This window comes from Streptomyces xiaopingdaonensis (genome assembly GCF_000262345.1).
In the GTDB taxonomy this organism is placed as follows: domain Bacteria; phylum Actinomycetota; class Actinomycetes; order Streptomycetales; family Streptomycetaceae; genus Streptomyces; species Streptomyces xiaopingdaonensis.
The window spans coordinates 1-23,948 of the sequence record NZ_AJTQ01000188.1 but is presented as its reverse complement, the minus strand read 5'-3'; the positions used below and the strand labels follow the sequence as shown (position 1 = coordinate 23,948).

Below are 23,948 nucleotides of genomic sequence, written 5' to 3'. Positions count from 1 at the left end.
GCCAACCCGCCGGCCGCTCCGACGGGTTGGCGCCCGGCCCCTTCACGACCCGCTGTCGGCCCGTGCCGGCCTCTCCGCCATGTCGACGGTCCGGTCGGCGCGCTCGACGACGACCGGGTCGTGCGTCGCGACGAGCGTCACGCATCCGTGCAGGTGCGTCTGCTCGGTGATCAGGTCGGTGAGGGAGCCGGCCCGAGTGCGGTCGACCGCCGCCGTGGGCTCGTCGACGAGGAGCAGCTCGGGCTTGAGGAAGAGCGCCCGCGCGAGCGCGACGCGCTGCCGCTCGCCGCCGGAGAGCTGCTCCGGCCTGTGCCGCAACCGGTGCCCGAGCCCGACGGCTTCGAGCGCCTCCACGGCCTGCTTTCGAAGCTTCCGCGGCCGCAGCCCCGCGATGTAGGCCGCCGCGAGGAGTTGGTCGACCGAGGTGAGCGCGGAGAGCAGGTTGCCGCTCTGGAACATGTACCCGACGCGTTTCCGCCGCTGCCGTGCGCGTTCCGCGTCGCCGAGTCCGCCGAACTCCTGCTCGCCGAGGCGGACGGAGCCGGACCCGGGGGTGAGCAGCGCACCGGCGACGGCGAGCAGCGTGGACTTGCCGGAGCCCGAAGGACCGGCGAGCGCCGTGGTTTCGCCGTCCCGGAAGGTGACGGAGAAGCGGTCGAAGACGGTGGTGCGGGTGTCACCGGTGCCGAGCGAGACGGTGACGTCGGTGAGTACGAGGCTCAACGGTTGGCTCCCAGCATCGTGAGCGGGTCGGGCGCGGTGACGCGGCGCAGGGTGAGTGCGGTCCCGGCGAGGCCGACGACCGCGACGGCGAGGAGGGTCGTCCCGAGTGAGGAGGCCGGGAGGCTGAACGGCACGGCGCCGCCGACGAGTGCGCCGACGCCGAGCGCGACGAGCCCGCCGGCGGCCGTGCCGCAGACCACGACGGTCGCCGCCTGGAGCACGCTGTGCGAGAGCAGCTTCGCGCGGGAGGCCCCCATCGCCCGCAGCAGCGCGAGTTCGGGTCCGCGCTGCACCGTCCAGACGGCGAAGAAGGCCCCGACGACGAGCGGCGCGATGAGGAAGAGGAAGACCTGGATCGAGGTCATGGTCACGCGCTCGCCGCTGTAGCCGGGTGCCGCCTCCAGGACCTTCTCCCTCGGCAGCGTGCGGGCGCCGTGCCGCTCGTCGGCCGCGGCGAAGTCGGCGTCCTCGCCGTCGGACGCCTTCAGCGCGACGCCGCTGAACTGGTCGACGGGCCTGCTGTCCGGGTCGGTCCCCGGCGTGGTGAACCGCACCTGCTGCCAGGTCTCGAGCGGGACGTACGCCGCGGGGACGTGGCCGTAGGAGTCGGGGCCCGCGACGCCGTCGACGGGGAGTTCGACGCCGAGTCGGTCGATGGTGATCGTGTCGCCGATCCGCACGCCCTCGTCGACGAGTTGCTGCGAGACGACGACGCCGTTCTGCGAGGTGCCCACGGGGCGCCCGTCGGTCGACTCGGGGGCGAGGAAGGAGCCGGGTTCCAGGCCGAAGGCCGCCAGGTCGACGTCGACGCCGCGGTCGGTGGTGCCGCGGGTGATGCTGACGCCGAGCGGCGCCGCCTCTTCGACGCCGTCCTCCTGCTGCCAGGAGCCGACGGCCTTGCGGTCGACGAGGCTCCGGTCGAACTGGTCGGACTCGGCGTCGGAGGAGAAGGAGACGTGGCTTGCGGGGAGGGCGCGGAGTGCGGAGACGGTGTCGTTCCCGAGTCCGGTGGTGAACCCGGAGACGATCCCGACGAGCGCGGCGACGAGCATCACGACGCTGCCCATCAGCAGGAACCGCCCACGGGCCGCCCGGATTTCCAGGAGGGCGAGGAACACGGTCGTTCCCTTCAAAGTTGGGGACACGGTGTCGCCAACGTATGTCATGGCGACACGGTGTCCCCAACTGGGGTGGCTTCCTACACTGGTCCGGTGCCGAAGATCTCCGCAGCCTCCGTCAGCGACCACCGGGCCCAGCAGCGCCGCGCTCTCGTCGACGCGGCGCGCGAACTGCTGGAGGAGGGGGACGCGGCGCGCGTCACCTTCCGTTCGGTCGCCGAGCGCACCGGCCTCGCGCGCAACAGCGTCTACAAGTACTTCTCGGGCCGCGGGGAACTCCTCGCCGCCGTGGTCGAGGAGTCGGCCCCGCGCTGGGTCGCCCGCATCCGCGAGGCGATGGACGCGGCCGACGGTGCCGACGCGTGCGTGGCGGCGTACGTCCGCGCCCAGTTGGAGCTCGTTCGCGACGGCGAGCACCGCATCTCCCGGGCGCTCGCCGGCGAGCGGGACGCCGCCGTCCTGCGTGCCGGCGCCGACCTCGCCCACCGCGAGATCCTCGCGCCGCTCGTCGAGGCGCTCGGCGAGCTCGGCGACACGGAACCGCGGCGCACGGCGCAGCTCCTGCAGGGGTTCGTCAACGCGGCGACGAAGGCGCTGGAGTCGGGGGACGACTACGACGGCGTCGCCGACCGCGCCGAGACGCTCGCGGTCGCCGCCGTACGGGGCCTCGCCGGCTGAACTCCTCTCGCGCGGACGGTGCGCCCGGTTCGCTCTCACCGGTGACGGTGTCCGGTTGAAGAGGTATTTGGCGATTATGCCCGATATGCTGCGCGGGCCCGCAAGGGCCAACCGCACCCGCGAGCGCCAGGGAGACCCATGCCCGAGTCCGCGCACCCCGCCCGGTCAGCGGGCGCGGCGGGCCCCGACCCGCTGGAGGCCGTCGTCGACGGACTGATGAGCCAACTCGTCGGCGATCTGAGGCGGTTGGCGTCGATCCCGTCGATCGCCTTCCCCGGCTACCCGGAGGCCCCCGTCCTCGAAGCGCGGGACACCGTCACCGCGCTCCTTCGCGACGCCGGCGCCACCGCCGTCGGCGAGCTCCGCCTTCCCGACACGGCGCCGCTCGTCACCGCCGAGATCCCGCCTCCGGATCCCGGCGCACCGACCGTCCTCCTCTACGCCCACTACGACGTACAGCCCCCGGGCGACGGCAAGTTGTGGCGCTCGCCGCCCTTCGAGCCCACCGAGACGGAGGACGGTGCGGGTCTGCGGGCACGGGGCGTCGCCGACTGCAAGGCGAACCTCATCGCGCACCTCGGCGCCGTGCGCGCCTTCTCCGGGCGACCGCCGGTCGGCGTGCGGATCGTCTTCGAGGGGCAGGAGGAGTACGGCAGCGCCTTCGACACCTACCCGGCCACGGAACCGGAGCGGTTCGCCTGCGACGCGATGGTCGTCGCCGACACCGGCAGCATCCGGCCGGGGACGCCCACCCTTACGACGGCGCTCCGCGGCGTCGCCGAACTCACCGTCGAGGCACGGACGTTGGAAAGCGCGGTGCACAGCGGCGAGTACGGCGGCGCGGCCCCCGACGCGCTGCTCGCACTCCTCCACGCCCTCGCCACGCTCCACGACGCGCACGGAGACGTCGCGGTCGGGGGCCTGCACCGCGAGGCGTGGCCGGACGGCGCGTTGACCGAGGAAGAGTTCGGCGCCCGCGCCGGCGTGGTCGAAGGGACGCCGCTCCTCGGTACCGGCGGGCTCGGCGAACGGCTGTGGAGCGGCCCCGCGCTCACCGTCACCGGCGTCGACGCGCCCGGCGTCGAGCACGCCGCCTCGGCCGTCGTCCCGTACGCACGCGCCAAGGTGAACCTCCGGGTGCATCCGCGTCAGGACCCGCACGAGGCGCTCGGCGCCGTCGTCCGCCACCTGCGTGACCAACGGCCGTTCGGCGTCCGCCTGGAGGTCACGCCGGGCGACGCGGGACCCGGGTTCGAGGCGCCCACGGGCGGCCCCGCCTACCGCGCCGCCGACGAGGCGCTCCGCGTCGCGTGGGGCACCGCGCCCGTGCACGCGGCGACGGGCGGCTCCATCCCGCTCGTCAACGGCCTGGCAACGGCCGTGCCCGGCGCCGAGATCCTCCTCTTCGGCGCCGAGGACAACCTCTCCGGCCTCCACGGGCCCAACGAACGCGTCCTCTACTCCGAACTGCGCGCCGCCGTCCTCGCGGAGGCGGTCTTCTTCCGCGAGTACGCCGCGTCCTTCCGCGCCGCCCGCGAGGCCGACGCGTGAGCGCGGAGCCCGAGCGCGCACAGGAGGAACTCCCCGCGGAAGACGGCACGTTGAGGTTCCCCAGCGCGCTCACGGTGCTCGCCGTCGTCACCCTCGCGGTGTGGGCGCTCGCCTTCGTCGTTCCCTCCGGCAGCTATCGGCGCACGGCCGACGGCGCTCCCGAGCAGGGCACCTACCACCGTACCGAGGCCGGTCTCAGCTTCGCCGACCGCCTGCGGGAGCTCTTCCTCGCGCCGGTCAACGGCCTCTACGGGGTGCAGGACACCAGGACGGGCGAGGTCTCGCCCGACGCGACCGGCGAACTCTACGGCAGCGCAGGGGTGTTCCTCTTCGTCCTCGCCATCGGCGCCTTCATCACCGTCGTCTTCGCCACCGGTGCGCTGGACCGCGGCATCGGCCGGCTCGCACACCGGCTGCGCGGGCGGGGCGCGGTGCTCGTCGCCGGGGTGATGACGGTCTTCTCGCTCCTCGGCACCGTCGAAGGGTTCGCGGAGGAGACGCTCGGCTTCTACGGGCTCGTCGTCCCGCTGATGCTCGCCCTCGGGTACGACCGGATGACCGCGGCCGGCACCATCCTCCTCGGCTCGGGGGCCGGCGTCCTCTGCTCCACGGTCAACCCCTTCGCCACCGGCGTCGCCTCCTCCGCCGCCGGCATCTCGATCGGCGACGGGATCGTGCTCCGCGGGGCGATGTGGGTCGTTTTCACCTCCGTGACGATCGCCTTCGTCGTGCGGTACGCGCGGCGGGTGCGTGCCGTGCCCGGGCGCTCGCTCTCGGGGTGGCGGCCGGGGGACCGGGAGCGGGCCGAGCGTGGTGGGACGGAGGAGCCGCCGCCGCTCACGCCGCGGCACCGGGTGGTCCTCGCCGCCACCGCGCTCGCCTTCGGGGCCCTCGTCTACTCGGTGATCCCGTGGTCGAGCGTGCTGACGGGACGCGCGGACGCGGCGCCGTACCGCTTCGAACTCGGCTGGTCCTTCCCCGAGTTGGCGGCGCTCTTCTTCCTCGCCTCGATCGTGGTCGGCTTCCTCGCGAGGATGGGGGAGCGCCATTTCACCGATACCCTGGTGCGGGGCGCGGCCGACTTCGTCTCACCGGCGCTGGTGATCATGCTCGCGCGGGGCGTCACCGTCCTGATGAACAACGCGCAGATCACGGACACCGTGCTCCACTCGGTCGAGGGCGCCGTCTCGGGCACCCCCGCCGCGCTCTTCGGCATCATGGTCTACGTCGTCAACCTGCCCCTTGCGTTCCTCATCCCCTCGACGTCGGGGCACGCCACCCTCGCGATGCCGATCCTCGCGCCCCTCGCCGACTTCGCGGGGGTCTCGCGGGCGCTCGCCGTCACGGCCTGGACCGCGGCGAGCGGTTGGATGAACCTCTGGGTACCGACCACCGCCGTGATCATGGGCGGCCTCTCGCTCGCGCGGGTCGGCTACGACCGCTACATCCGGTTCGTGTGGCCGCTGTTGGCGATCCTCGCCGCGCTGGTCTGCGGGTTCGTCGCGGTGGGGGCGTGGGTGGAGTGAGCAACAGCCGTCCGCACGGGGTGCGTTGCCCCGCACGGACGGCCGATACGGTTCAGCCTTCCAGGAGTTGGTACGCCGGAAGGGTGAGGAACTCGGTGTACTCCTCGGCGAGGGCGATGTCGAGCAGCAGGTCGTGCGCCTGCTGCCAGGCACCGGCCGCGAACGCCTCCTCGCCCGCCTCCTCGCGGATCGCGGCGAGTTCCTCGGTGGCGACCTGCCGCACGAGGTCGCGCGTGACGGTGCTGCCGTCGTCGAGGACGACGCCCGCGTTGATCCACTGCCAGAGCTGGGAGCGGGAGATCTCCGCGGTCGCCGCGTCCTCCATGAGGTTGAAGATGGCGACGGCGCCGAGGCCGCGCAGCCACGCCTCGGTGTACCTGATGCCGACCTGCACGGCGTTGCGGAGCCCGGCGAAGGTGGGCCGCGCGTCGAGCGAGTCGACGGCGATGAGGTCGGCGGCCTTGACGTCGACGTCCTCGCGCAGGCGGTCCTTCTGGTGCGGGCGGTCGCCGAGGACGGCGTCGAAGGAGGCGCGGGCGACGGGCACGAGGTCGGGGTGGGCGACCCACGAGCCGTCGAAGCCGTCGTGGGCCTCGCGGTCCTTGTCGTTCCTGACCTTCTCCAGCGCCTGCTCGTTCGCCTCCGGGTCCCGGCGGTTGGGGATGAACGCGGCCATGCCGCCGATCGCGTGGGCCCCGCGCTTGTGGCAGGTGCGGACGAGGAGTTCGGTGTAGGCGCGCATGAAAGGCGCCGTCATCGTCACGGAGTTGCGGTCGGGCAGGACGAAGGAGGGGCCCGCGTCGCGGAAGTTCTTCACGATGGAAAAGAGGTAGTCCCAGCGCCCGGCGTTCAACCCCGAGGCGTGGTCGCGGAGTTCGTAGAGGATCTCCTCCATCTCGTACGCCGCGGTGATCGTCTCGATGAGCACGGTGGCGCGGACGGTCCCGTACGGGATGCCGCAGTACTCCTGCGCGAAGACGAACACCTCGTTCCACAGGCGGGCTTCGAGGTGCGACTCGGTCTTCGGCAGGTAGAAGTAGGGGCCCTTGCCGAGGTCGAGCAGGCGCCGGGCGTTGTGGAAGAAGTAGAGGCCGAAGTCGACGAGGCCGCCGGGGAGTGCGCGCCCGTCGAGGGTGAGGTGGCGCTCGTCGAGGTGCCAGCCGCGGGGCCGGACGACGACCGTCGCCAACTCTTCGGCGGGGCGCAGCCCGTAGGACTTGCCGGAGTTCTCGTCGGTGAAGTCGATGCGCTGCTCATAGGCGTCGATCAGGTTGAGCTGGCCGCCGATGACGTTGCCCCAGGTGGGGGCCGAGGCGTCCTCGAAGTCGGCGAGCCAGACGCGGGCGCCGGAGTTGAGTGCGTTGATCGTCATCTTCCGGTCGGTGGGGCCCGTGATCTCCACCCGCCGGTCCTGGAGCGCCTCGGGGGCGGGGGCCACCTGCCACTCGCCGGAGCGCACGGCGGCGGTCTCGGGGAGGAAGTCGAGCGTTGCCGTGCGGGCGAGTTCGTCGCGGCGCTCGGCGCGCAGCGCCAGGAGCTCGTCGCGGCGGGGGGTGAAGCGGCGGTGGAGTTCGCCGAGGAAGGCCAGGGCTTCGGGGGTCAGCACCTCGTCCTGCCGCTCCGGGCGGTGCGCGGGGTCGATACCGGTGAGCTCCGGGAGCGGGCGCTCGGTTGCGGGCATGGTGAGGACTCCTTCGGCCGGCGGGCGGTGCGGGTGTGCGTGGGCTGGGCGCCGGAGGGCCAACTCCGGCGGAGTTCTGGAAAGTGGAGAGTAGTTTTCTTATAGCGGAACTTCAACGGGGTGCGGCAACTCGGCGGCTCCTCGCTCCCGCCGCACGGGGGACCAGCGCATTTCTCCTGTTCCGTGAGGTGAACTCTCCACCGATGCGGGGGGGAGTTGGCAACGCCCTCGGCCCGCGGGCACGCGCGCGACGGGGCAGCTCCGCGTACGCAACTCACCCGTACACAGCATGTCGTTCGGGCCCGTCCCCGCGTCGCTGCCCCATAGTCGAGCGGTGGCGGTCGCAGGTGCGCGCCGCGGAAGAGCGCAGGAGGCGGTCGCGTGCAGGGCAATTCCGAGGAGGCCGGAGCCGAGGAGCCCGTCCCCACCCGCAAGGGACGCGTCTACGGATGGGCGCTCCTCATCGCGCTGGGCGGCCTCCTCTTCGGCTTCGACACCGGGGTCATCTCCGGCGCCCTCCTCTTCGTCAAGCACGACTTCGCCCTCAACTCCTTCCAACAGGGCACCGTCGTCAGCATCCTCCTCATCGGCGCGATGATCGGGGCGCTCTCCGCCGGGCGCCTCGCCGACCGGATCGGCCGTCGCCGCGCCCTCCTCTTCGAGAGCGTCGTCTTCGCGATCGGCACCCTGATCGCCGTCGCGGCCATCGACTACTGGATGCTCCTCGCCGGACGCCTCGTCCTCGGCCTCGCCATCGGCGGCGCCTCCGCCACGGTGCCCATCTACCTCTCGGAACTCTCCCCGAACGCCATCCGCGGACGCACCCTCAGCTTCAACCAGCTCTTCATCACGGGCGGCATCCTCATCGCCTACCTCGTCAACCTCGTCTTCGCCGGTGCCGGAGACTGGCGGGCGATGTTCGCGGTCGGCTTCGTGCCCGCCGCCGTCCTCATCGCGGGGGCGTTGTGGGTGCTGCCCGAGTCGCCCTCGTGGCTGCTCGCCCAGGGGCGCGCGGACGAGGCGCGCCGGGTGGTCCGCAGGGTGATGGGCGAGAAGCAGGCCGACGAACTCGTCGACAGCATCCAGCAGGCGACCGAGGAGTCGGGCGGGCACCTCGGGGACGAAGACGAGGGCGGCTGGCGGCACTTGGCCCGCAAGCAGGTCCGCCCCGCGCTCGTCGTCGGTCTCGTCCTCGCCGCCATCCAGCAGTTCGGCGGGATCAACACGATCATCTACTACGCGCCCTCGGTGATCGAGAAGACCGGGCTCAGCGCCTCCAACTCGATCTTCTACTCCGTCTTCATCGGCCTCATCAACCTGCTGATGACGGTCGTGGCGCTGCGCCTCGTCGACCGCGTCGGCCGACGCTTCCTCCTCGTCGCCTCGCTCGGCGGGATGACCGTGACGATGGCGCTCCTCGGCCTCTCCTTCGTGATCGGCCTCAGCCCCGAACTCTCCCTGCTGTTCATGGTCGCCTACATCGCCGTCTACGCGGGCGGGTTGGGGCCGATCTTCTGGGTCCTCGTCGGCGAGGTGTTCCCGCCCACCGTCCGCGCCGCCGGTTCCGGCGCGGCGACCGCCGTCAACTGGGCGTCGAACTTCGTCGTCGGCCTCCTTTTCCTGCCCGTCGCGGGGGTCATCGGCCAGGGCGAGACGTTCTGGATCTTCGGCGCCATCTGCCTCGCCGGACTCTTCTTCGTCCTGCGGTACGTTCCGGAGACGCGCGGCGAGAGCCCGGACGAGGTGGCGCGCGGGCTCCAGCAGCGGTTCGCCGGCCGGAAGGGTTGACGGATGGCGGACGGGCTGGACCACGACGAGGGCGCCGGTCCGCCCTGGGGCCGTGTCCAACCCCTCGACGGCGCGGTGGTGATGGCGACCGGCATCGTCTCGACGGGCTGCCTGCTCGTGGGGTTCGAGGTGCTCTCCGCCGCGCTCTTCGCCGTCGGCGCCGCGGTGTGGGTCGCCGTGGCTGCCGTCATGCTGGTGCGGTTCGTCCGCCACCGCCGCAGGTGGCTCGCCGAGGCGCGGAAGGTGAGCGCGCTCACCGGCGTCGCCGGCACCGGTGTCCTCGGCGTCCGGTGCGCGCTCGCCGACTTCCGGACGGTGGCGTGGGTGCTCCTCGCCCTCTCCGCGGTGCTCTGGGTCGTGCTGCTGCCGGCCGCCGTGCGCCACACCGCGCGCCGCGTGCCGGGCGCCGCCTACCTGACCTGCGTCGCCACCCAATCCCTCGCCGTGCTCGCCGCCACGCTCCGGCCGGCGCAGCACGGCAGCACCTGGCTGCTGTGGCTCGCGCTCGGCGCCTTCGTGCTCGGACTCGCCCTCTACGCAGCGGTCTTGGCCCACTTCGACTTCTCCGAGCTGCGCAAGGGCGAGGGCGACCACTGGATGGCGTGCGGCGCCCTCGCCATTTCCGCGCTCGCGGCCGCCAAGCTGACCGACGCCGCCGGGCCGGGCGGAGCCTGGACCGGGTGGCCGCACGCGTGGCTCCGCGTCGTCACGTTCGCGCTGCTCGCCGCCGTCTTCGTCTGGTACGCGGTGCTCGTCGTCGCCGAGATCGGGTGGTCGCGCCCGCGGTACGACACCCGCCGCTGGGCGACCGTCTTCCCGCTCGGCATGACGGCGGTGGCGACGCTCAACACCGCACCCCTGTCCCCACTCACGGCGTTCGACGCGCTCACCGAGGCGGGCCGGCTGCTCCTCCTCGTCGCCGTGGTCGTGTGGTTCCTCACGGCGGCGGGGGCGACCCGCGCCGCCTTCCGGACGCCCGCCGGCTGAACACGGCCTGGTGCGCGCCGGGTTCAGTCGTCGAGGCGGGCGAGGTCCTCGGGGGTGTCGATGTCGGCCGGGTCTCCGACGTCGCCGCACTCGACGCGCAGCGGAGGGTGCCGCCGCAGGTACGCGCGGGCGCCCCTGTCGCCCTCCGCAGCGGCGGCCACCCCGGCGAAGTGCGCGGCCCCGAGGAGGACGGGGTGCCCCCTGCGCCCGCCGTAGGCGGCGGAGGCGAGCGAGTGCGGCCCCTCGTACGCGGCCCGCACCCGGGCGACGGCGAGCGCGGACACCCCCGGCTGGTCGACGAGCACGACGAGCGCGGCGCCGCTCTCCGCAGCCGCGACCCCGCCGGGCCGCTCCCCGGAGACGGCAGCGAGGCCGACCCGCAGCGAACCGCCCATCCCCGCGGCCCAGTCGGGGTTCTCCACGACCTCGGCACCGTCGAGCCGGGCCCGCGCCTGGACCGTCGCGGCCGCGGCACCGAGCACCACGCAGACGCGCCCGCACCCGCCGTCCAGGAGCGCCCGGACCGCGTGCTCGACGAGGGGCGCGCCGCGGTAGGGGAGGAGCGCCTTGGGGCGCCCGCCCAGCCGGGCGCCGCCCCCGGCCGCGAGCAGTACGCCGGTGACGGGGGAGCGAGTCGGGTCGTTCTCCTGGTGCAGCACGGCGCCAGGGTACGGGGCGGTCCCCGTCGGCCGTGCGGGGCGGCGCAAAGCAGCGCCGTCCCTTCACACACGGAACGGGGAGCAGCGTGACGGCGAGTGCAGCGGGCGGCGCGGGGGTTTTCGCGCCCTTGGACCGGGACGACCTGCGGACGGTCGCCGGCTACCGGATCAGGGCGCGCCTCGGCGCCGGCGGGATGGGCAAGGTCTACCTCTCGTACACCCCTGGCGGACGCCCCGTGGCGATCAAGGTGATCCGGCCGGAGTTCGCCCAGGACCCGGAGTTCCGGCGCCGGTTCCGCTCCGAGGTGCAGGCCGTGCAGCGGGTGCAGGGTCTCTGCACGGCTCCGGTGATCGACAGCGACACCGAGGGCCCGGTGCCGTGGCTCGCCACCGCCTACGTGCCGGGGCCCCCGCTCGGCGCGGCGGTCGGTACGTACGGGCCGTTGCCCGTGGACACCGCGCTCCTGCTCGTCGCGGGGATCGCCGAGGCGCTCGGCGTGATCCACGGCGCCGGCGTCGTCCACCGCGACCTCAAGCCCTCCAACGTGCTCCTCGCCGCCGACGGGCCCCGTGTCATCGACTTCGGCATCGCGCGGGCCGCCGACGCGACGGCGCTCACCGGCAGCGGAGTCGCCGTCGGCACGCCCGCGTTCATGGCGCCCGAGCAGGCGGCCGGCCGGCCGGTCACCGCGGCGACCGACGTCTTCGCGCTGGGGCAGGTGGCCGTCTACGCGGCGACCGGCCGGCCGGCGTTCGGCGAGGGCGCCTCGCACGGCGTGCTCTACCGCATCGTCCACGAGGAGCCCGAGCTCTCCCTGCTCCCCGCGGAACTGCGGACGTTGGCCGAGGGCTGCCTCCGCAAGGACCCGGAGGGCCGGCCCTCGGTGCCCGAGGTGATCGGCATCTGCCGCGAGGCGGCCGACTCGACGCAGTTGCGCCGAGTGGAGGACTGGCTGCCCGCTCCCGTGGCCGCGGACATCGTCTCCCGCGCCGCCGTCCCCGTGTCCGGCCCCACCGCGCCGCTCCCCGGCCAGCGGGCCGTACCGGGCGAACCGGCGGGCCACGCACCGCCCTTCGGCACCGGCTTCGGTCCGGCGGCGGGCTTCGGACCGCACTCCGACGCGGACACCGCGGGGCTGGCGCAGACGCCGCCGATGGGGTTCGGCCCGCCGCTCCCCGGGCCTTGGCCGGCGCAACCGTCCGGGCCCTCGGGGCAGTTCGCGCCTGCGCCGCCGGCCTGCCCGGACGGCGAAGCCGGGCGCCTCAAGCGCTTGGTGCGGGGGCTGCGGTCGCGGAGCGCCCGCACAGTGGCGATCGTCGTCCTCGCCTTCGCCTGCGGTGCGGCGACGGCGGCCGAACTCACCGGCGACGGCGGCGACTCGGCGCCTGGCGCCGCCCCCTCGCCCCCCGCCGGCTCTCCCGACACCGCGGCCGGCAGCGGTGGCGGCGGCGCGGAGCCCGGCGCCCGCGTGCCCCGACCGGGCGCGGAGCCCTCGCAGTTGGTCCGCCCGCGCCCGGTCCCGAAGCCGGAGGAGTACGACGGCCTCAACCTGCCGGACGACTACCACCTCGCCTTCGCCGACCGCCCGGTGCGCCCCTCCGACTCGCCGGACGACCGCGAGGACGTCGCCTACGAGACGGAGCTCGACCGCCTCGGCACCGCCGACAGCAACAAGCTGGTGCTCCTCGACGACGAACAGCCCCCGACGCTCCGCACCTGCCGCTCCGAGACGAGGTTCGCGCAGCGCGTCGAACTCCGCAGCCTCTCCAAGGGCGCGCGGATCTGCGTCCTCAACGGCGCCGGCCATGTGGGGCTTGTCACCTTCCGCGGCACCTCACCCGACTCCGACCCCAGCACGTACGTCAAGCTCGACCTGACGGTGTGGCGCAACGCGCTCGACGTGAGCGAGGAAGAGCCGACGGAAGGGCCCTGAGCTGCGGTGACGCCGCTCGGGAAGCGCGGCTGCCGGAGCGGCGCACGGCCGTCCCGCCGCCGCTCTCCGACTTGTGCGCTCCGCACGGGAATCGCGTCCTCCGTGTGGCGTCCTCGTCGTGCTTGGCGTTTACTGTTCTGACCCGGCCGGGGAGGCGGCGGCTTCCCGGGGCGTGGTGAGGGGAGCACGGAGGAGCAGGGGAGGCAGCCTCCGAATACCGCGGGGCGTGCCGTTCGGTGGGGAGAGAGCGTGCGCAGCAGAACCGTGGGGCAGCGGTCGTCGGGGGCGAGCCGCCAGGAAGATCCGCGCGTCTCGGCGCTGAGGGGCGCGGCCGTCCGGCTGCGCGCCGAACTCGACGCGTACCAGCCGGAGTTATGCGACCGCGGTGTGGCCGAGGACCAACTCGACGCGGTCCGCGCCATGGTGCGCTCGGGGGCGCCCGAAGTGCGCGCGCTGCGGACGTCGTTGCTGCTGCTCACCGCGGCGCTGGGCTCCCTGAGCGCACTCGCCGAACCGCTGGGCGAGCTGCGCCGCGCCGTCGAACTCTTCGGCGAACCGGCGCCCCGCCGCCGGAAGTAGCCGCGGGACCGCGCCCAACCGCCCCTTGCCGTACGGGTGTCGGGGCCGCGCTCAGCCGCGCGGGGCCTCCGCGCCCGAGGTGGCGATGGCCGCGGAAAGTTCGGCCGCGACGGTCCGCAGCAGCGGTACGTACTTCTCCGTCGCCGTGTCGGTGAGGCGCCCGGCGGGGCCGGAGATGGAGATCGCCGCCGAGGTGGGGGAGTCGGGGACGCGGACGGCGAGGCAACGGACGCCCAGCTCCTGCTCGTTGTCGTCGACGGCGTAACCGTCGGCGCGCACCGTCGCGAGGGCGTCGAGGAACGCCTCGGGCGTGGTGAGGGTTCGCTCGGTCGCCGCCGGCATGCCGGTGCGGTCGAGCAGGGCGCGCACCTCCGCCTCCGGGGCCTCGGCGAGGAGCGCCTTGCCGACGCCCGTGGTGTGCGGCAGCACCCGCCGGCCGACCTCGGTGAACATCCGCATCGAGTGGCGCGAGGGCACCTGCGCGACGTAGACGGCCTCGTCCCCGTCGAGGAGCGCCATGTTGGCCGTCTCGCCCGTCTCCTCGACGAGCCTGGCGAGATAGGGCCGCGCCCAGGTACCGAGGAGCCGCGCCGCGCTCTCGCCGAGCCGGATGAGCCGCGGGCCGAGCGCGTAGCGGCGGTTGGGCTGCTGACGGACGTAGCCGCTGGTGACGAGGGTGCGCATCAGCCGGTGGATGGTGGGCAGCGGGAGGCCGCTCAGCGAGGCGAGTTCGCTGAGCCCGACCTCGCCCCCGGCGTCGGCCATCCGCTCCAGCAGGTCGAAGGCCCGCTCCAGGGACTGGACGCCGCCCTGAGCGGCAGGGGCCGTTGGCTGGTGTTCGGCGGACGGCGGCAAGGCGCGTTCCTTTCTGCGGGGTGTGCGCATGGTACCGGGCGCCGCGTCCGCCGGGTCCTGCCCGACGGGCTCCGCGTCCGGCCGACGGTTTCCGCGTTCCCACCGACGGGCGCGGGGCGCGGTGTTGACGCCCGACGGGAGTGGTCTCAGGATGCCTTCAACAGATCGTTGAAGCCGCAGGTCTCGACCGGACGCGACGCGGCCGCTCCGGCGGGGCGCTGCTCTCGACCGAGCACCGGGAGGTGTCGGGTGCAGGAGCAACCTTGGGACGGCGAAGCCGAGTTGGTGCTGCGCTCCCCACGCGTGGTGACGCCGCGGGGTGTGCGCCCCGCGGCCGTCGCCGTGACGGGGGAGCGCATCGCCGCCGTCCTCTCCTACGACGCGCCCGTCCCGGCCGGCGCCGAGCTGGTCGACCTCGGCGAGGACGCGCTCCTGCCCGGGCTCGTCGACACGCACGTGCACGTCAACGACCCCGGGCGCGCGGAGTGGGAAGGGTTCCCCACGGCGACGAGGGCGGCCGCGGCCGGCGGCGTCACCACCCTCGTCGACATGCCGCTCAACTCCCTCCCGCCGACGGTGAGTACGGCGCACCTGCGCACCAAGCAGGCGGCGGCGGAAGGCAGGGTCCACATCGACACGGGGTTCTGGGGCGGCGCCGTGCCGGAGAGCCTCGGCGAGCTGCGGGGACTCCACGACGCCGGCGTCTTCGGCTTCAAGTGCTTCCTCTCGCCCTCCGGGGTCGAGGAGTTCCCCGAGCTCGACGCCGCCGGGCTCGACGCCGCGCTCGCCGAAATCGCCGCGTTCGACGGGCTGTTGATCGTCCACGCGGAGGACCCCACCGCACTCGGCGACGCGCCGCGGCCGCACGGGCCCGGCTACGGCGGCTTCCTCGCCTCCCGCCCGCCGGCGGCCGAGGAAGAGGCGATCGGGCTGCTGCTGCGCCTGGCGCGGCGCCACGGCACCAGGGTCCACGTCCTCCACCTCTCCTCGGCGGGCGCGCTGCCGCTCCTCGCCGCCGCGCGGGCCGAGGGCGTACCGGTCACCGCCGAGAGCTGCCCCCACTTCCTCACCCTGACGGCGGAGGAAGTCCCCGACGGCGCAACGGAGTTCAAGTGCTGCCCGCCCATCCGCGGCGCCGCCAACCGCGACGCGCTCTGGGACGGGGGGCTCGGCGCGGGTGTCCTCGACTGCATCGTCTCCGACCATTCCCCGTGCACCCCCGAGCTCAAGGACGGCGACTTCGGCAGCGCCTGGGGCGGCATCTCCTCGCTCCAACTGGGGCTCCCCGCCGTCTGGACCGAGGCGCACCGCCGCGGCCACGGGCTCGACGACGTCGCCCGCTGGATGTCGACCGGCCCCGCAGCCGTCGCGGGGCTCGCGCGCAAGGGGGCCGTCGCGCCCGGCATGGACGCCGACTTCGTGGTCCTCGCCCCCGAGGAGACCTTCACCGTCGAGCCCGCACGACTCCACCACCGCAACCCCGTCACCGCGTACGCGGGCCGCACCCTCGAAGGCGTCGTCACCTCGACGTGGCTGCGCGGGCGCCGCATCTCCGCACACGGCCGGACGGGGGAGCCCACCGGAAGGCTGATCGAGAGAGGACGTTCATGACCACGGCACCGACCCGCCCCGGAGACCGACAGGCGGCCCCTTCCTCCGAGTTCACCGCGCCGGCCGTCCCGTACGCCGGCGGCGACCCGTACGCGGACTACCGCGCACCCGCCGGCGGCTTCCCCTTCCAGCACCTCCCCGACCTCGCGGACGCGGGCCTCGGCGGCACGGTCGTCGCCGCGTCCGACGAGTTCTTCGCCGAGCGGGAGCGGCTGCTGCGCCCGGGGCGCGCCGAGTTCGACCCCGACCTCTTCGGCCCCAAGGGCAAGTCGATGGACGGCTGGGAGACCCGCAGGCGCAGGGGCGGCTCGGCCACCGCGCCGCATCCGGAGCCCGGCGAGGGCGACACCGCGCTGATCCGGCTCGGCACCCCTGGCGTGGTGCGCGGCGTCGTCGTCGACACGGCGCACTTCAGGGGCAACAACCCGCAGAGCGTCTCCGTAGAAGGCGCCCGACTCCCGGGCACACCGGGCCCCGAGGAGCTCGGCGACCCCGGCACCGTCTGGACGACGCTGGTGCCGCGGACCCCGGTCACGGGGCACGCCGCCAACGGCTTCGCCGTCTCCTCCCCGCGCCGGTTCACGCACCTGCGGCTCACCCAGTACCCGGACGGCGGCGTCGCCCGGCTGCGCGTGCACGGCGTGGTGCTCCCCGAGCCCGCGTGGCTCACCGCGCTCGGCACCTTCGACGTGCTGGCGCAGGAGCACGGCGGCCGCGTCCTCGACGCCTCCGACCGGTTCTTCTCCTCGCCCGCCAACACCCTCCGCCCCGGCCGGCCGAGCGGCATGGCCGACTGCTGGGAGACCAGGCGGCGCAGGGACGAGGGGCACGACTGGATCGACTACGCGCTCGCGGGGGAGGCCCGGGTGCGCGCGATCGAGCTGGACACCGGCGAGCTGCGCGGCAACGCGGCCGGCTGGGTCGCGCTCCACGGCGCCGACTCGCCCGCGGAGTCCGGAAGTTGCGAGTGGCGGCCGCTGCTGCCGCGGACGCCGCTCCAGCCGGACACCGTCCACCGCTTCCTGCTCCCCGAGCCGGTGGGGCCGCTCGTACGGGTGCGGCTCGACATCTTCCCCGACGGCGGCGTCGGCCGCCTGCGTCTCCACGGTTCCCTCACGGAACACGGCGCCGCAGAACTCGCCGCGCGGCACCGGGAGGCTGCGGGCTGACGAGGAGCGATGCCGTGCGGTCCGCGCCCGAGGGGGGCGCGGACCGCGCACGCATGCCACTCGGGCGTGTGAACATCAGGAAAATATGGGGGAGTTGGCGTTGACACGTCATCTACGCGCGTCACCATGGGGGCTATGAGATTCCCCCCACGAATCGCGCGCCTAGGCGCGCTCGGTGCCCTCACCGCCGCGCTCCTCGCCGGCGGTCCCGCTCTCGCCACGGCGACCGCGGCGCCACCGGCGCCCGCAGCCGCAACGGCCGTCGCACCCGCCGCCGTCGGCGACATCTGCCACTCCGACCTCCCGGCCGAGGCCCACGACACCCTCGACCTCATCGAGCAGGGCGGCCCCTACCCGTACCCGCAGGACGGCACGGTCTTCGAGAACCGCGAGGGCATCCTCCCGGACCAGGACACGGGCTACTACCACGAGTACACCGTGGAGACCCCCGGCTCCGACGACCGCGGCGCCCGCCGCATCGTCACGGGCGAAGAAGAGGAGGAGGACTACTACACCTCCGACCACTACGAGTCCTTCGACCTCGTCGACCACTCCTGCTGATCGGCCGAACCCGTGCTGCGGGCACGGGAGCAGCCTCCGGCGGCCCGTCGCTGCCGTGCGCCCGTCTCCCCGCGGGCAGGCGGCGGCGGCCCCGGCGAGGCGCGCGGACGCCGCGCGGTGACCCCCACCGCCGCGCGGTCCCGCGCACCGGGACCCGCGTGCCCAGCCGGGCACGCGGGTCCTCCCGGTCGAGGCGGAGGGGCGTGCCACCGCTGAAGTACCGGCAGTTGCCGCCCCTGTGGCTCGAACACGCCCATCTGCGCGCCGGGTTGCGCATGCCTCCACCTCCCGCAGGGCAACTCCCCGCGTGACCCGTGCATTCGGGATGCGCCCGACGCGATCGATGCCCCGACCCGGTGGAGGGAACCTTGCCCGTCGACCTGCACGCACACGGTGACGCGTTCGTACGCGACCCGCACCCCCTCTTCAGCAGCCTGCTCGCCGGTGGGCAGGCGCACCGCGTCCGGTTCACCGAGGGCTTCGACGGCTGGCTGATCGTCGGCCACGAGGCGTCGCGGAACGCGCTCAACGACCCGCGCCTCATCAACGATCCGCGCCGTGTCCCCGAGGTGGACGGCCCCGGACTCGACGGCTCCCGCCGGTTCGACGACAACCTGCTCTCCCTCGACGCCCCCGACCACACCCGGCTGCGCCGCCTGGTCGCGAAGGAGTTCACGGCGCGCCGGGTGCGCGGCCTGGAGCCCAGGGTGCAGGAGATCGTCGACGGGCTCGTCGGGACGCTCGCCGAAGGGCCGCGAGGACGCGTCGACTTGGTCGAAGCGCTGTCCTTCCCCCTTCCGATCACTGTGATCGCGGAGCTCCTCGGCGTCCCCTTCCTGGAGCGGGAGACCTTCCGGCGCCTCTCCTCGGGCGTGCTGGAGTCCACGGACCCGGAGGAAGCAGCAGCCATGTCCGAGGACTTGCACGCGTTCCTCGCCCGCCTCGTCGACGCGAAGCGTTCGGCCGGAGGGGAGGACCTGCTCGGCGCCCTGCTCGAGGCGGCCTCCCGGGAGGACGGCGAGGAGTCGCTCATCACCGGCGTGGAACTCCTCGGCATGGCCAACCTGTTGCTCGTCGCCGGGTACGAGACGACCGTCAACCTCATCACCAGCACCGTGCTCTGCCTGCTCCAGCACCCCGAGCAGTTGGCCCAGGTGCGCGCGGACCCCTCGCTCGTGGCGGCCGCCGTCGAGGAGACGCTGCGGTTCGAGGGGCCCGTCGCGCGCTCGATCCCCCGGTTCACGACGGAGCCGGTCCCCTTCGACGACGGCACGGTCATCCCCGCGGGCGAGGTGGTCTGCGTCGGCCTCGCCTCGGCCGGTCGCGACCCCGAACACTTCCCGCACCCCGACGAGTTCGACATCCACCGGGACACCGGCGGCCACCTCGCCTTCGGCCACGGTGCCCACTTCTGCCTCGGCGCCCCGCTCGCACGCCTAGAGGCCCGCACTGCCGTGACGACGCTCCTCGCGCGCATCCCCGACCTGGCGCTCGACGTACCGGCGTCCGAACTCTCCTGGCGTACGGGCACGTTGCTGCGCGGCCCGCGGCAGCTTCCCGTGCGCCTCGGCTGAGTCAGGGCGCCACGGGCCTCCCCTCCCGCCGGGAGACCTCGCACGCGTCGGCGACCCGGAAAGCCGCCAACGCCTCTTCTCCCGGGCACGGGTTGGGCACCTCGCCGCGCACCGCCCGCAGGAAAGCGCGGAGTTCGGCGCGGTACGCGGGCGCGAAGCGGTCGAGGAAGCCGAGCCAGGGGCTCCCACTGCGGACGGGGCTGTCCTCCTCGACCGAGGCGAGCGGCGTGCGCGCGTCGAGTCCGACCGCCAACTGGTCCTTCTCGCCCGCGAGTTCCATCCGTACGTCGTACCCCGCGCCGTTGACCCGGGTGGCGGTGGCCGTGCACAGGGTGCCGTCGTCGAGGGTGAGGAGGGCGGCCGCGGTGTCGACGTCGCCGGCGGCGCGGAAGGCCGGCGGGCCCGCGTCCGAACCCGCCGCCTGGACGGAGACGACCTCCCGGCCCGTGAGCCACCGGACCGCGTCGAAGTCGTGGACGAGGCAGTCGCGGAAGAGTCCGCCGGAGAGCGGCAGGTAGGCGTCTGGCGGCGGGGCCGGGTCGGAGGTGACGGCGCGCACGGTGTGCAGCCGGCCGAGGCGGCCGGCGCGGAGCGCCTCGCGGGCCGCGAGGTAGCCGGCGTCGAAGCGGCGCATGAAGCCGACCTGGAGGAGCGTCCCCGCCTGGGCGACCGACGCCAACACGGCCCGGGTGCCGCCGAGTTCGCGCGCGAGGGGCTTCTCGCAGAAGACCGGGAGGCCCCGCTCGGCCGCGGCGGTGACCAGCTCGGCGTGTGCGTCGGTCGCCGCCGCGACGACGAGCGCGTGCACGTCGAGCGAGAGCAGCTCCGCCGGACCCGCCACCGGCGTGGCGCCGAGCGCCGCCGCGGTCCGGGCGGCGCGCGCGGGGTCCAGGTCGGCGACGACCAGCTCCGTCACCTCGGGGTGCGCCGCGAGCGTGTGCGCGTGGAAGCTGCCGATCCGGCCGACGCCGACGAGTCCGATACGCATGGCGCCACGCTGCGGGCCCCCTCGGTCGGTGTCAACCGTTTGTCCGGGAAGCAGGGAATGTCCGCGTCGCCGCGCGCCCCGCCCGCTCCCCGCGCGCGGGGGCAGCCGCCCTCCCGCCCATTGACGCGCCCGCCGACCGCCGCTACAACTCCGCCATGGCCGCGGGCGCGCAGCTCGCGACCGTGCCGGCCTCCGCCCGGAGCCGGGTGCGCCGACGTGGGCAGGGGGTGAACACCGCAGCGTGCGCGCTGCCTTGTGCGTCGTATCTCACCCGGCGCGGGCCCGCGGACGCCCCGCGGGCAGCGGTGACGGATACTTGTGCGAGGCTCGCCCGCGGCGCCGGACCGAAGACCCCTTCCGGGGCGCCGCACCTGGGGCCGGGGGCCCACACCGAGCAGTACCCGTAGGAGGGCAGGAGAAGCGTGGCCAGCGTGAAGAGGTCCGGCAGGGCCCGCAGGAGGGCGGCCGGCGTCGCGGCGGCGGTGCTCGTCCTCGCGGTGGGGCTGGCAGGGTGCAGCAGCACCGGCGGCAAGCGCGCCGAGGAGGAGCGGGCGCAGGGCGCCTCGGGCAAGGCCAACGTGGACACGCCCCGCTGGAAGATAGCCATGGTGACGCACTCGGGAGACGGCGACACCTACTGGGACATCGTGCAGAGCGGCGCCAAGCAGGCGGCGGCCAAGGACAACATCGAGTTCCTCTACTCGCACGACAAGGAGGCGGGGCGCCAGGCCCAGCTCGTCCAGGCGGCGATCGACAAGAAGGTCGACGGCCTGATCGTCACCCTCGCCAAGCCGTCCGCCATGGAGAAGGCCGTCAAGAAGGCGGTCAAGGCGGGCATCCCGGTCGTCACCATCAATTCGGGTCAGGACGAGTCGGAGTCCTTCGGCGCCCTGACCCATATCGGCCAGGACGAGGTGAAGGCCGGCGAGGCCGTGGGCGAGGAGCTCAACGACCGCGGCCGGAAGAAGGCCGTCTGCGTCCTCCACGAGCAGGGCAACGTCGGCCACGAGGAGCGCTGCCGCGGCGTCGGGGAGACCTTCGAGGGGAAGCTCGACAACCTCTACGTCGACGGCACCAACATGCCGAACGTGCAGTCGTCGATCGAGGCGGAGCTCCAGTCGGACAAGGACCTCGACACCGTCGTCACCCTCGGCGCCCCCTTCGCGCCGACGGCCGCGCAGGCCGCCGAGGACGCGGGCAGCGACGCCGAGGTCGACACCTTCGACCTCAACGACAAGGTCGCCGAAGGGCTGGAGGACGGCAGCATCGGCTTCGCCGTCGACCAGCAGCCCTACCTGCAGGGGTACGAGGCCGTCGACCTGCTCTGGCTCTACCGCTACAACGCCGACATGCTCGGCGGCGGCGAGCCCGTCCTCACAGGACCGCAGGTCCTCACCAAGGACGACGCCGCAGAACTGCGCGAGTACACCAAGCGAGGCACCCGATGAGCGGCACCGCGCCACCGGCCGCGGACCCCGCGGAGGGCACGCAGCCGTCGCGGCCCGCGGCCGTCCCCGAGCGCAAGGGCCTGGCCCGCCGCCTGCTGGGACGGCCCGAACTCGGCGCGGTCGTCGGCGCCGTGGCCGTCTTCGTCTTCTTCGCGTTCTTCGCCGACAGCTTCCTCCGCGCCTCCAGCCTCTCGACGGTGCTCTACGCCTCGTCCACGATCGGCATCATGGCGGTGCCGGTAGCGCTGCTGATGATCGGCGGGGAGTTCGACCTCTCGACGGGCGTGATGGTGACCTCCTCGGCGCTCGTCTCCTCGATGTTCAGCTACCAGATGACGGCGAACGCCTGGGTCGGTGTCGGCGTCTCGCTCCTGGTGACCCTCGCCATCGGGCTCTTCAACGGCGTCGTGCTCACGCGCACCGGGCTGCCGAGCTTCATCATCACGCTCGGCACCTTCATGATGCTCACCGGACTCAACCTGGGCCTCACCAAGCTCATCAGCGGCACGGTCTCCACCAAGGGCATCTCCGACATGGAGGGGTTCGAGTCGGCCAGGGCGCTCTTCGCCTCGCAGCTCTCGATCGGCGGCGTGGACCTCCAGATCACCGTGGTCTGGTGGCTGGTGCTCGTCGCGCTCGCCACCTGGGTGCTGCTGCGCACCCGGGTCGGCAACTGGATCTTCGCGGTCGGCGGTGGCGTCGAGGCGGCGCGGGCGCTCGGCGTCCCCGTCCCCAGGGTGAAGATCGGCCTCTACATGGCCGTCGGCCTCGGCGCCTGGATATCGGGGCAGCACCTGCTCTTCAGCTACGACGTCGTGCAGTCGGGCGAGGGCGTCGGCAACGAGTTGATCTACATCGCGGCCGCGGTGATCGGCGGGTGCCTCCTCACCGGCGGCTACGGTTCCGCGGTGGGTACCGCGGTCGGCGCCCTGATCTTCGGCATGACGAGCAAGGGCATCGTCTACGCCCAGTGGAACCCGGAGTGGTTCAAGTTCTTCCTGGGAGCCATGCTGCTGCTGGCCACCCTGCTCAACCTGTGGATTCGCAAGCGCGCGGAGGCGAGCCGATGACCGCCGAGGACGGGGCGAAGAGCGAGGCGGCGGCCACCCCGCCGCTCGTCGAACTCGACGCCGTCAGCAAGTACTACGGCCACATCAAGGCGCTCACCGACGTCTCGCTCCAGGTGCACCCCGGCGAGATCACCTGCGTGCTCGGCGACAACGGCGCGGGCAAGTCCACGCTCATCAAGATCGTTTCAGGGCTCCACCGGCACGACGCGGGCGGCTTCCGTGTCCAGGGGGAGGAGACCTCGCTCTCCTCCCCGCGCGAGGCGCTCGACCGCGGCATCGCCACCGTCTACCAGGACCTCGCCGTGGTCTCCCTGATGCCGGTCTGGCGGAACTTCTTCCTCGGCTCCGAACTCACCACGGGCCGCGGCCCGCTGCGCCGCCTCGACGTTCCGCGGATGCGCGCCACCACCCACAGCGAGCTGCTGCGCATGGGCATCGACCTGCGCGACGTCGACCAGCCGATCGGCACCCTCTCCGGCGGCGAGCGCCAGTCCGTCGCGATCGCCCGGGCGATCCACTTCGGCGCCAAGGTCCTCGTCCTCGACGAGCCGACGGCGGCGCTCGGCGTCAAGCAGTCGGGCGTGGTCCTCAAGTACGTCGCCGCCGCGCGGGACGCCGGACTCGGTGTGGTCCTGATCACCCACAACCCGCACCACGCGTACCTCGTGGGGGACCGCTTCGTCCTGCTCAAGCGCGGCACGATGGCCGGCAGCCACCACCGCGACGAGCTGGAGCTGGAGGAGCTCGTGCGGCAGATGGCCGGCGGCAGCGAGCTGGAGCAGCTCAGCCACGAACTCCAGCGCTGAGCCGGCCGCGGCGCCCCCGGGCCCGTGGCGGAGAGCGTCCGCGGGGCGGTCCCGTGGCGGTACGGTGGGTTCCGCCGAGCGCCCCCGTCCAGCGGTGAGGCAGAATCGGCGCGGCGTCCCGGGGAGCCGGCCCGTCCGGCGGCCGGCACCGGGAAGGCCCGAGACCGCGACCACGCAGAGACGGGATGGACTCTTGCGCAGCCCCCACCGCAGCGAGACCACTGACCCGCGCAGACCGGGCGAGCAGCGCGAGGAGGTGGCCGAGTGAGCAGTGAGGGCTACTATCCGACCCGCACCGAGCGCGTGTACCGCCGGCGCTCGGGCAGCAGCGCCAGCGTCCTGCGCACCGTCTCCACGCGCGAGCGGCGCTCCCCGCACTCGGCGCCGCGGGTGCCGACCGTCGGCATCGACATCGGGGGCACCAAGGTGATGGCCGGCGTCGTCGACGCGGACGGCACCATCCTGGAGCAGGCCCGCGCCGAGACGCCCGAGAAGTCGAAGAGCCCCAAGGTCGTCGAGGACACCATCGCCGAACTCGTCCTCGACCTCTCCGACCGGCACGACGTCCACGCCGTCGGCATCGGCGCGGCCGGCTGGGTCGACGCCGACCGCTCCCGCGTCCTCTTCGCGCCCCATCTCGCC

21 protein-coding genes are annotated in these 23,948 nt (G+C 73.7%); 15 read left to right on the top strand and 6 right to left on the bottom strand.

Features of this window, described 5'->3' with window-relative positions; all coding sequences use genetic code 11:
• Positions 1–42: 42 nt before the first annotated feature.
• Together UWG_RS0115645 and UWG_RS0115640 are read right to left on the bottom strand one after the other, a co-directional pair.
• The gene (locus tag UWG_RS0115645) at positions 43–723 is read right to left on the bottom strand and encodes an ABC transporter ATP-binding protein (RefSeq protein ID WP_016908165.1); all 681 of its coding nucleotides are present in this window, start codon (positions 721–723) and stop codon (positions 43–45) included.
• On the bottom strand, positions 720–1,841 hold the full coding sequence (locus tag UWG_RS0115640; protein WP_016908164.1) for an ABC transporter permease: 1,122 nt from the start codon (positions 1,839–1,841) through the stop codon (positions 720–722). The genes UWG_RS0115645 and UWG_RS0115640 overlap by 4 nt, the downstream gene beginning before the upstream one ends.
• Before the next feature lie 93 nt (positions 1,842–1,934).
• On the opposite strand from UWG_RS0115640, the gene UWG_RS0115635 reads away from it, so the two are divergent.
• The 3 genes from UWG_RS0115635 (at position 1,935) to UWG_RS0115625 (ending at position 5,596) form a co-directional block, all read left to right on the top strand.
• Positions 1,935–2,519 carry a TetR family transcriptional regulator gene (locus UWG_RS0115635; RefSeq protein WP_016908163.1) on the top strand — a complete coding sequence of 195 codons (585 nt, stop codon included), beginning with the start codon at positions 1,935–1,937 and terminating at the stop codon, positions 2,517–2,519.
• A gap of 138 nt (positions 2,520–2,657) precedes the next feature.
• Positions 2,658–4,070 carry a M20/M25/M40 family metallo-hydrolase gene (locus UWG_RS0115630; protein ID WP_016908162.1) on the top strand — a complete coding sequence of 471 codons (1,413 nt, stop codon included), beginning with the start codon at positions 2,658–2,660 and terminating at the stop codon, positions 4,068–4,070.
• Positions 4,067–5,596 carry a YfcC family protein gene (locus tag UWG_RS0115625; protein WP_016908161.1) on the top strand — a complete coding sequence of 510 codons (1,530 nt, stop codon included), beginning with the start codon at positions 4,067–4,069 and terminating at the stop codon, positions 5,594–5,596. The genes UWG_RS0115630 and UWG_RS0115625 overlap by 4 nt, the downstream gene beginning before the upstream one ends.
• Before the next feature lie 52 nt (positions 5,597–5,648).
• Here UWG_RS0115625 and aceB read toward each other — a convergent pair whose 3' ends face one another.
• A complete protein-coding gene (gene aceB, locus UWG_RS0115620; protein WP_016908160.1) occupies positions 5,649–7,277 on the bottom strand; it encodes a malate synthase A in 1,629 nt (542 codons plus the stop codon).
• Positions 7,278–7,658: 381 nt separating this feature from the next.
• On the opposite strand from aceB, the gene UWG_RS0115615 reads away from it, so the two are divergent.
• Together UWG_RS0115615 and UWG_RS0115610 are read left to right on the top strand one after the other, a co-directional pair.
• A complete protein-coding gene (locus UWG_RS0115615; RefSeq protein ID WP_016908159.1) occupies positions 7,659–9,065 on the top strand; it encodes a sugar porter family MFS transporter in 1,407 nt (468 codons plus the stop codon).
• 3 nt (positions 9,066–9,068) lie between these two features.
• A complete protein-coding gene (locus UWG_RS0115610; protein WP_016908158.1) occupies positions 9,069–10,052 on the top strand; it encodes a tellurite resistance/C4-dicarboxylate transporter family protein in 984 nt (327 codons plus the stop codon).
• A gap of 23 nt (positions 10,053–10,075) precedes the next feature.
• On the opposite strand, the gene UWG_RS0115605 is transcribed toward UWG_RS0115610, so the two are convergent.
• Positions 10,076–10,711, bottom strand: coding sequence for a nucleotidyltransferase family protein (locus tag UWG_RS0115605; protein ID WP_016908157.1), 636 nt, complete (start codon positions 10,709–10,711; stop codon positions 10,076–10,078).
• A gap of 86 nt (positions 10,712–10,797) precedes the next feature.
• Here UWG_RS0115605 and UWG_RS0115600 point away from each other — a divergent pair, with 86 nt between their 5' ends.
• Both UWG_RS0115600 and UWG_RS0115595 read left to right on the top strand, forming a co-directional pair.
• A complete protein-coding gene (locus UWG_RS0115600; RefSeq protein WP_016908156.1) occupies positions 10,798–12,645 on the top strand; it encodes a serine/threonine-protein kinase in 1,848 nt (615 codons plus the stop codon).
• A 249-nt stretch (positions 12,646–12,894) separates the two neighbouring features.
• On the top strand, positions 12,895–13,224 hold the full coding sequence (locus UWG_RS0115595) for a DUF5955 family protein (RefSeq protein WP_016908155.1): 330 nt from the start codon (positions 12,895–12,897) through the stop codon (positions 13,222–13,224).
• Between the two features lie 51 nt (positions 13,225–13,275).
• Here UWG_RS0115595 and UWG_RS0115590 read toward each other — a convergent pair whose 3' ends face one another.
• Complete coding sequence (locus tag UWG_RS0115590; RefSeq protein WP_193386456.1) at positions 13,276–14,109, bottom strand: IclR family transcriptional regulator; 834 nt, start codon at positions 14,107–14,109, stop codon at positions 13,276–13,278.
• A gap of 219 nt (positions 14,110–14,328) precedes the next feature.
• On the opposite strand from UWG_RS0115590, the gene allB reads away from it, so the two are divergent.
• The 4 genes from allB to UWG_RS0115570 all read left to right on the top strand — a co-directional run bounded on the left by allB (position 14,329) and on the right by UWG_RS0115570 (position 18,994).
• Positions 14,329–15,690: an allantoinase AllB gene (allB, locus tag UWG_RS0115585; protein WP_016908153.1), complete on the top strand. Its 1,362-nt coding sequence runs from the start codon at positions 14,329–14,331 to the stop codon at positions 15,688–15,690.
• On the top strand, positions 15,687–16,859 hold the full coding sequence (gene alc, locus UWG_RS0115580) for an allantoicase (RefSeq protein ID WP_016908152.1): 1,173 nt from the start codon (positions 15,687–15,689) through the stop codon (positions 16,857–16,859). Before allB ends, alc begins: the two co-directional genes overlap by 4 nt.
• 135 nt (positions 16,860–16,994) lie before the next feature.
• Positions 16,995–17,420, top strand: a complete 426-nt coding sequence (locus tag UWG_RS0115575; RefSeq protein WP_016908151.1) for a guanyl-specific ribonuclease — start codon at positions 16,995–16,997, stop codon at positions 17,418–17,420.
• A gap of 368 nt (positions 17,421–17,788) precedes the next feature.
• Positions 17,789–18,994: a cytochrome P450 family protein gene (locus UWG_RS0115570; RefSeq protein WP_016908150.1), complete on the top strand. Its 1,206-nt coding sequence runs from the start codon at positions 17,789–17,791 to the stop codon at positions 18,992–18,994.
• A 1-nt stretch (position 18,995) separates the two neighbouring features.
• On the opposite strand, the gene UWG_RS0115565 is transcribed toward UWG_RS0115570, so the two are convergent.
• Positions 18,996–19,982, bottom strand: a complete 987-nt coding sequence (locus tag UWG_RS0115565) for a Gfo/Idh/MocA family protein (protein ID WP_016908149.1) — start codon at positions 19,980–19,982, stop codon at positions 18,996–18,998.
• Between the two features lie 431 nt (positions 19,983–20,413).
• Between UWG_RS0115565 and UWG_RS0115560 the strand changes: the two genes are divergently transcribed.
• The 4 genes from UWG_RS0115560 to UWG_RS30130 all read left to right on the top strand — a co-directional run.
• On the top strand, positions 20,414–21,430 hold the full coding sequence (locus UWG_RS0115560) for a substrate-binding domain-containing protein (protein WP_078495664.1): 1,017 nt from the start codon (positions 20,414–20,416) through the stop codon (positions 21,428–21,430).
• Complete coding sequence (locus UWG_RS0115555; RefSeq protein ID WP_016908147.1) at positions 21,427–22,500, top strand: ABC transporter permease; 1,074 nt, start codon at positions 21,427–21,429, stop codon at positions 22,498–22,500. Before UWG_RS0115560 ends, UWG_RS0115555 begins: the two co-directional genes overlap by 4 nt.
• Positions 22,497–23,306: an ATP-binding cassette domain-containing protein gene (locus UWG_RS0115550; protein ID WP_016908146.1), complete on the top strand. Its 810-nt coding sequence runs from the start codon at positions 22,497–22,499 to the stop codon at positions 23,304–23,306. Before UWG_RS0115555 ends, UWG_RS0115550 begins: the two co-directional genes overlap by 4 nt.
• A 303-nt stretch (positions 23,307–23,609) precedes the next feature.
• Positions 23,610–23,948: ROK family protein (locus tag UWG_RS30130; protein WP_157838560.1), on the top strand; the 339-nt coding region annotated here is incomplete at its 3' end.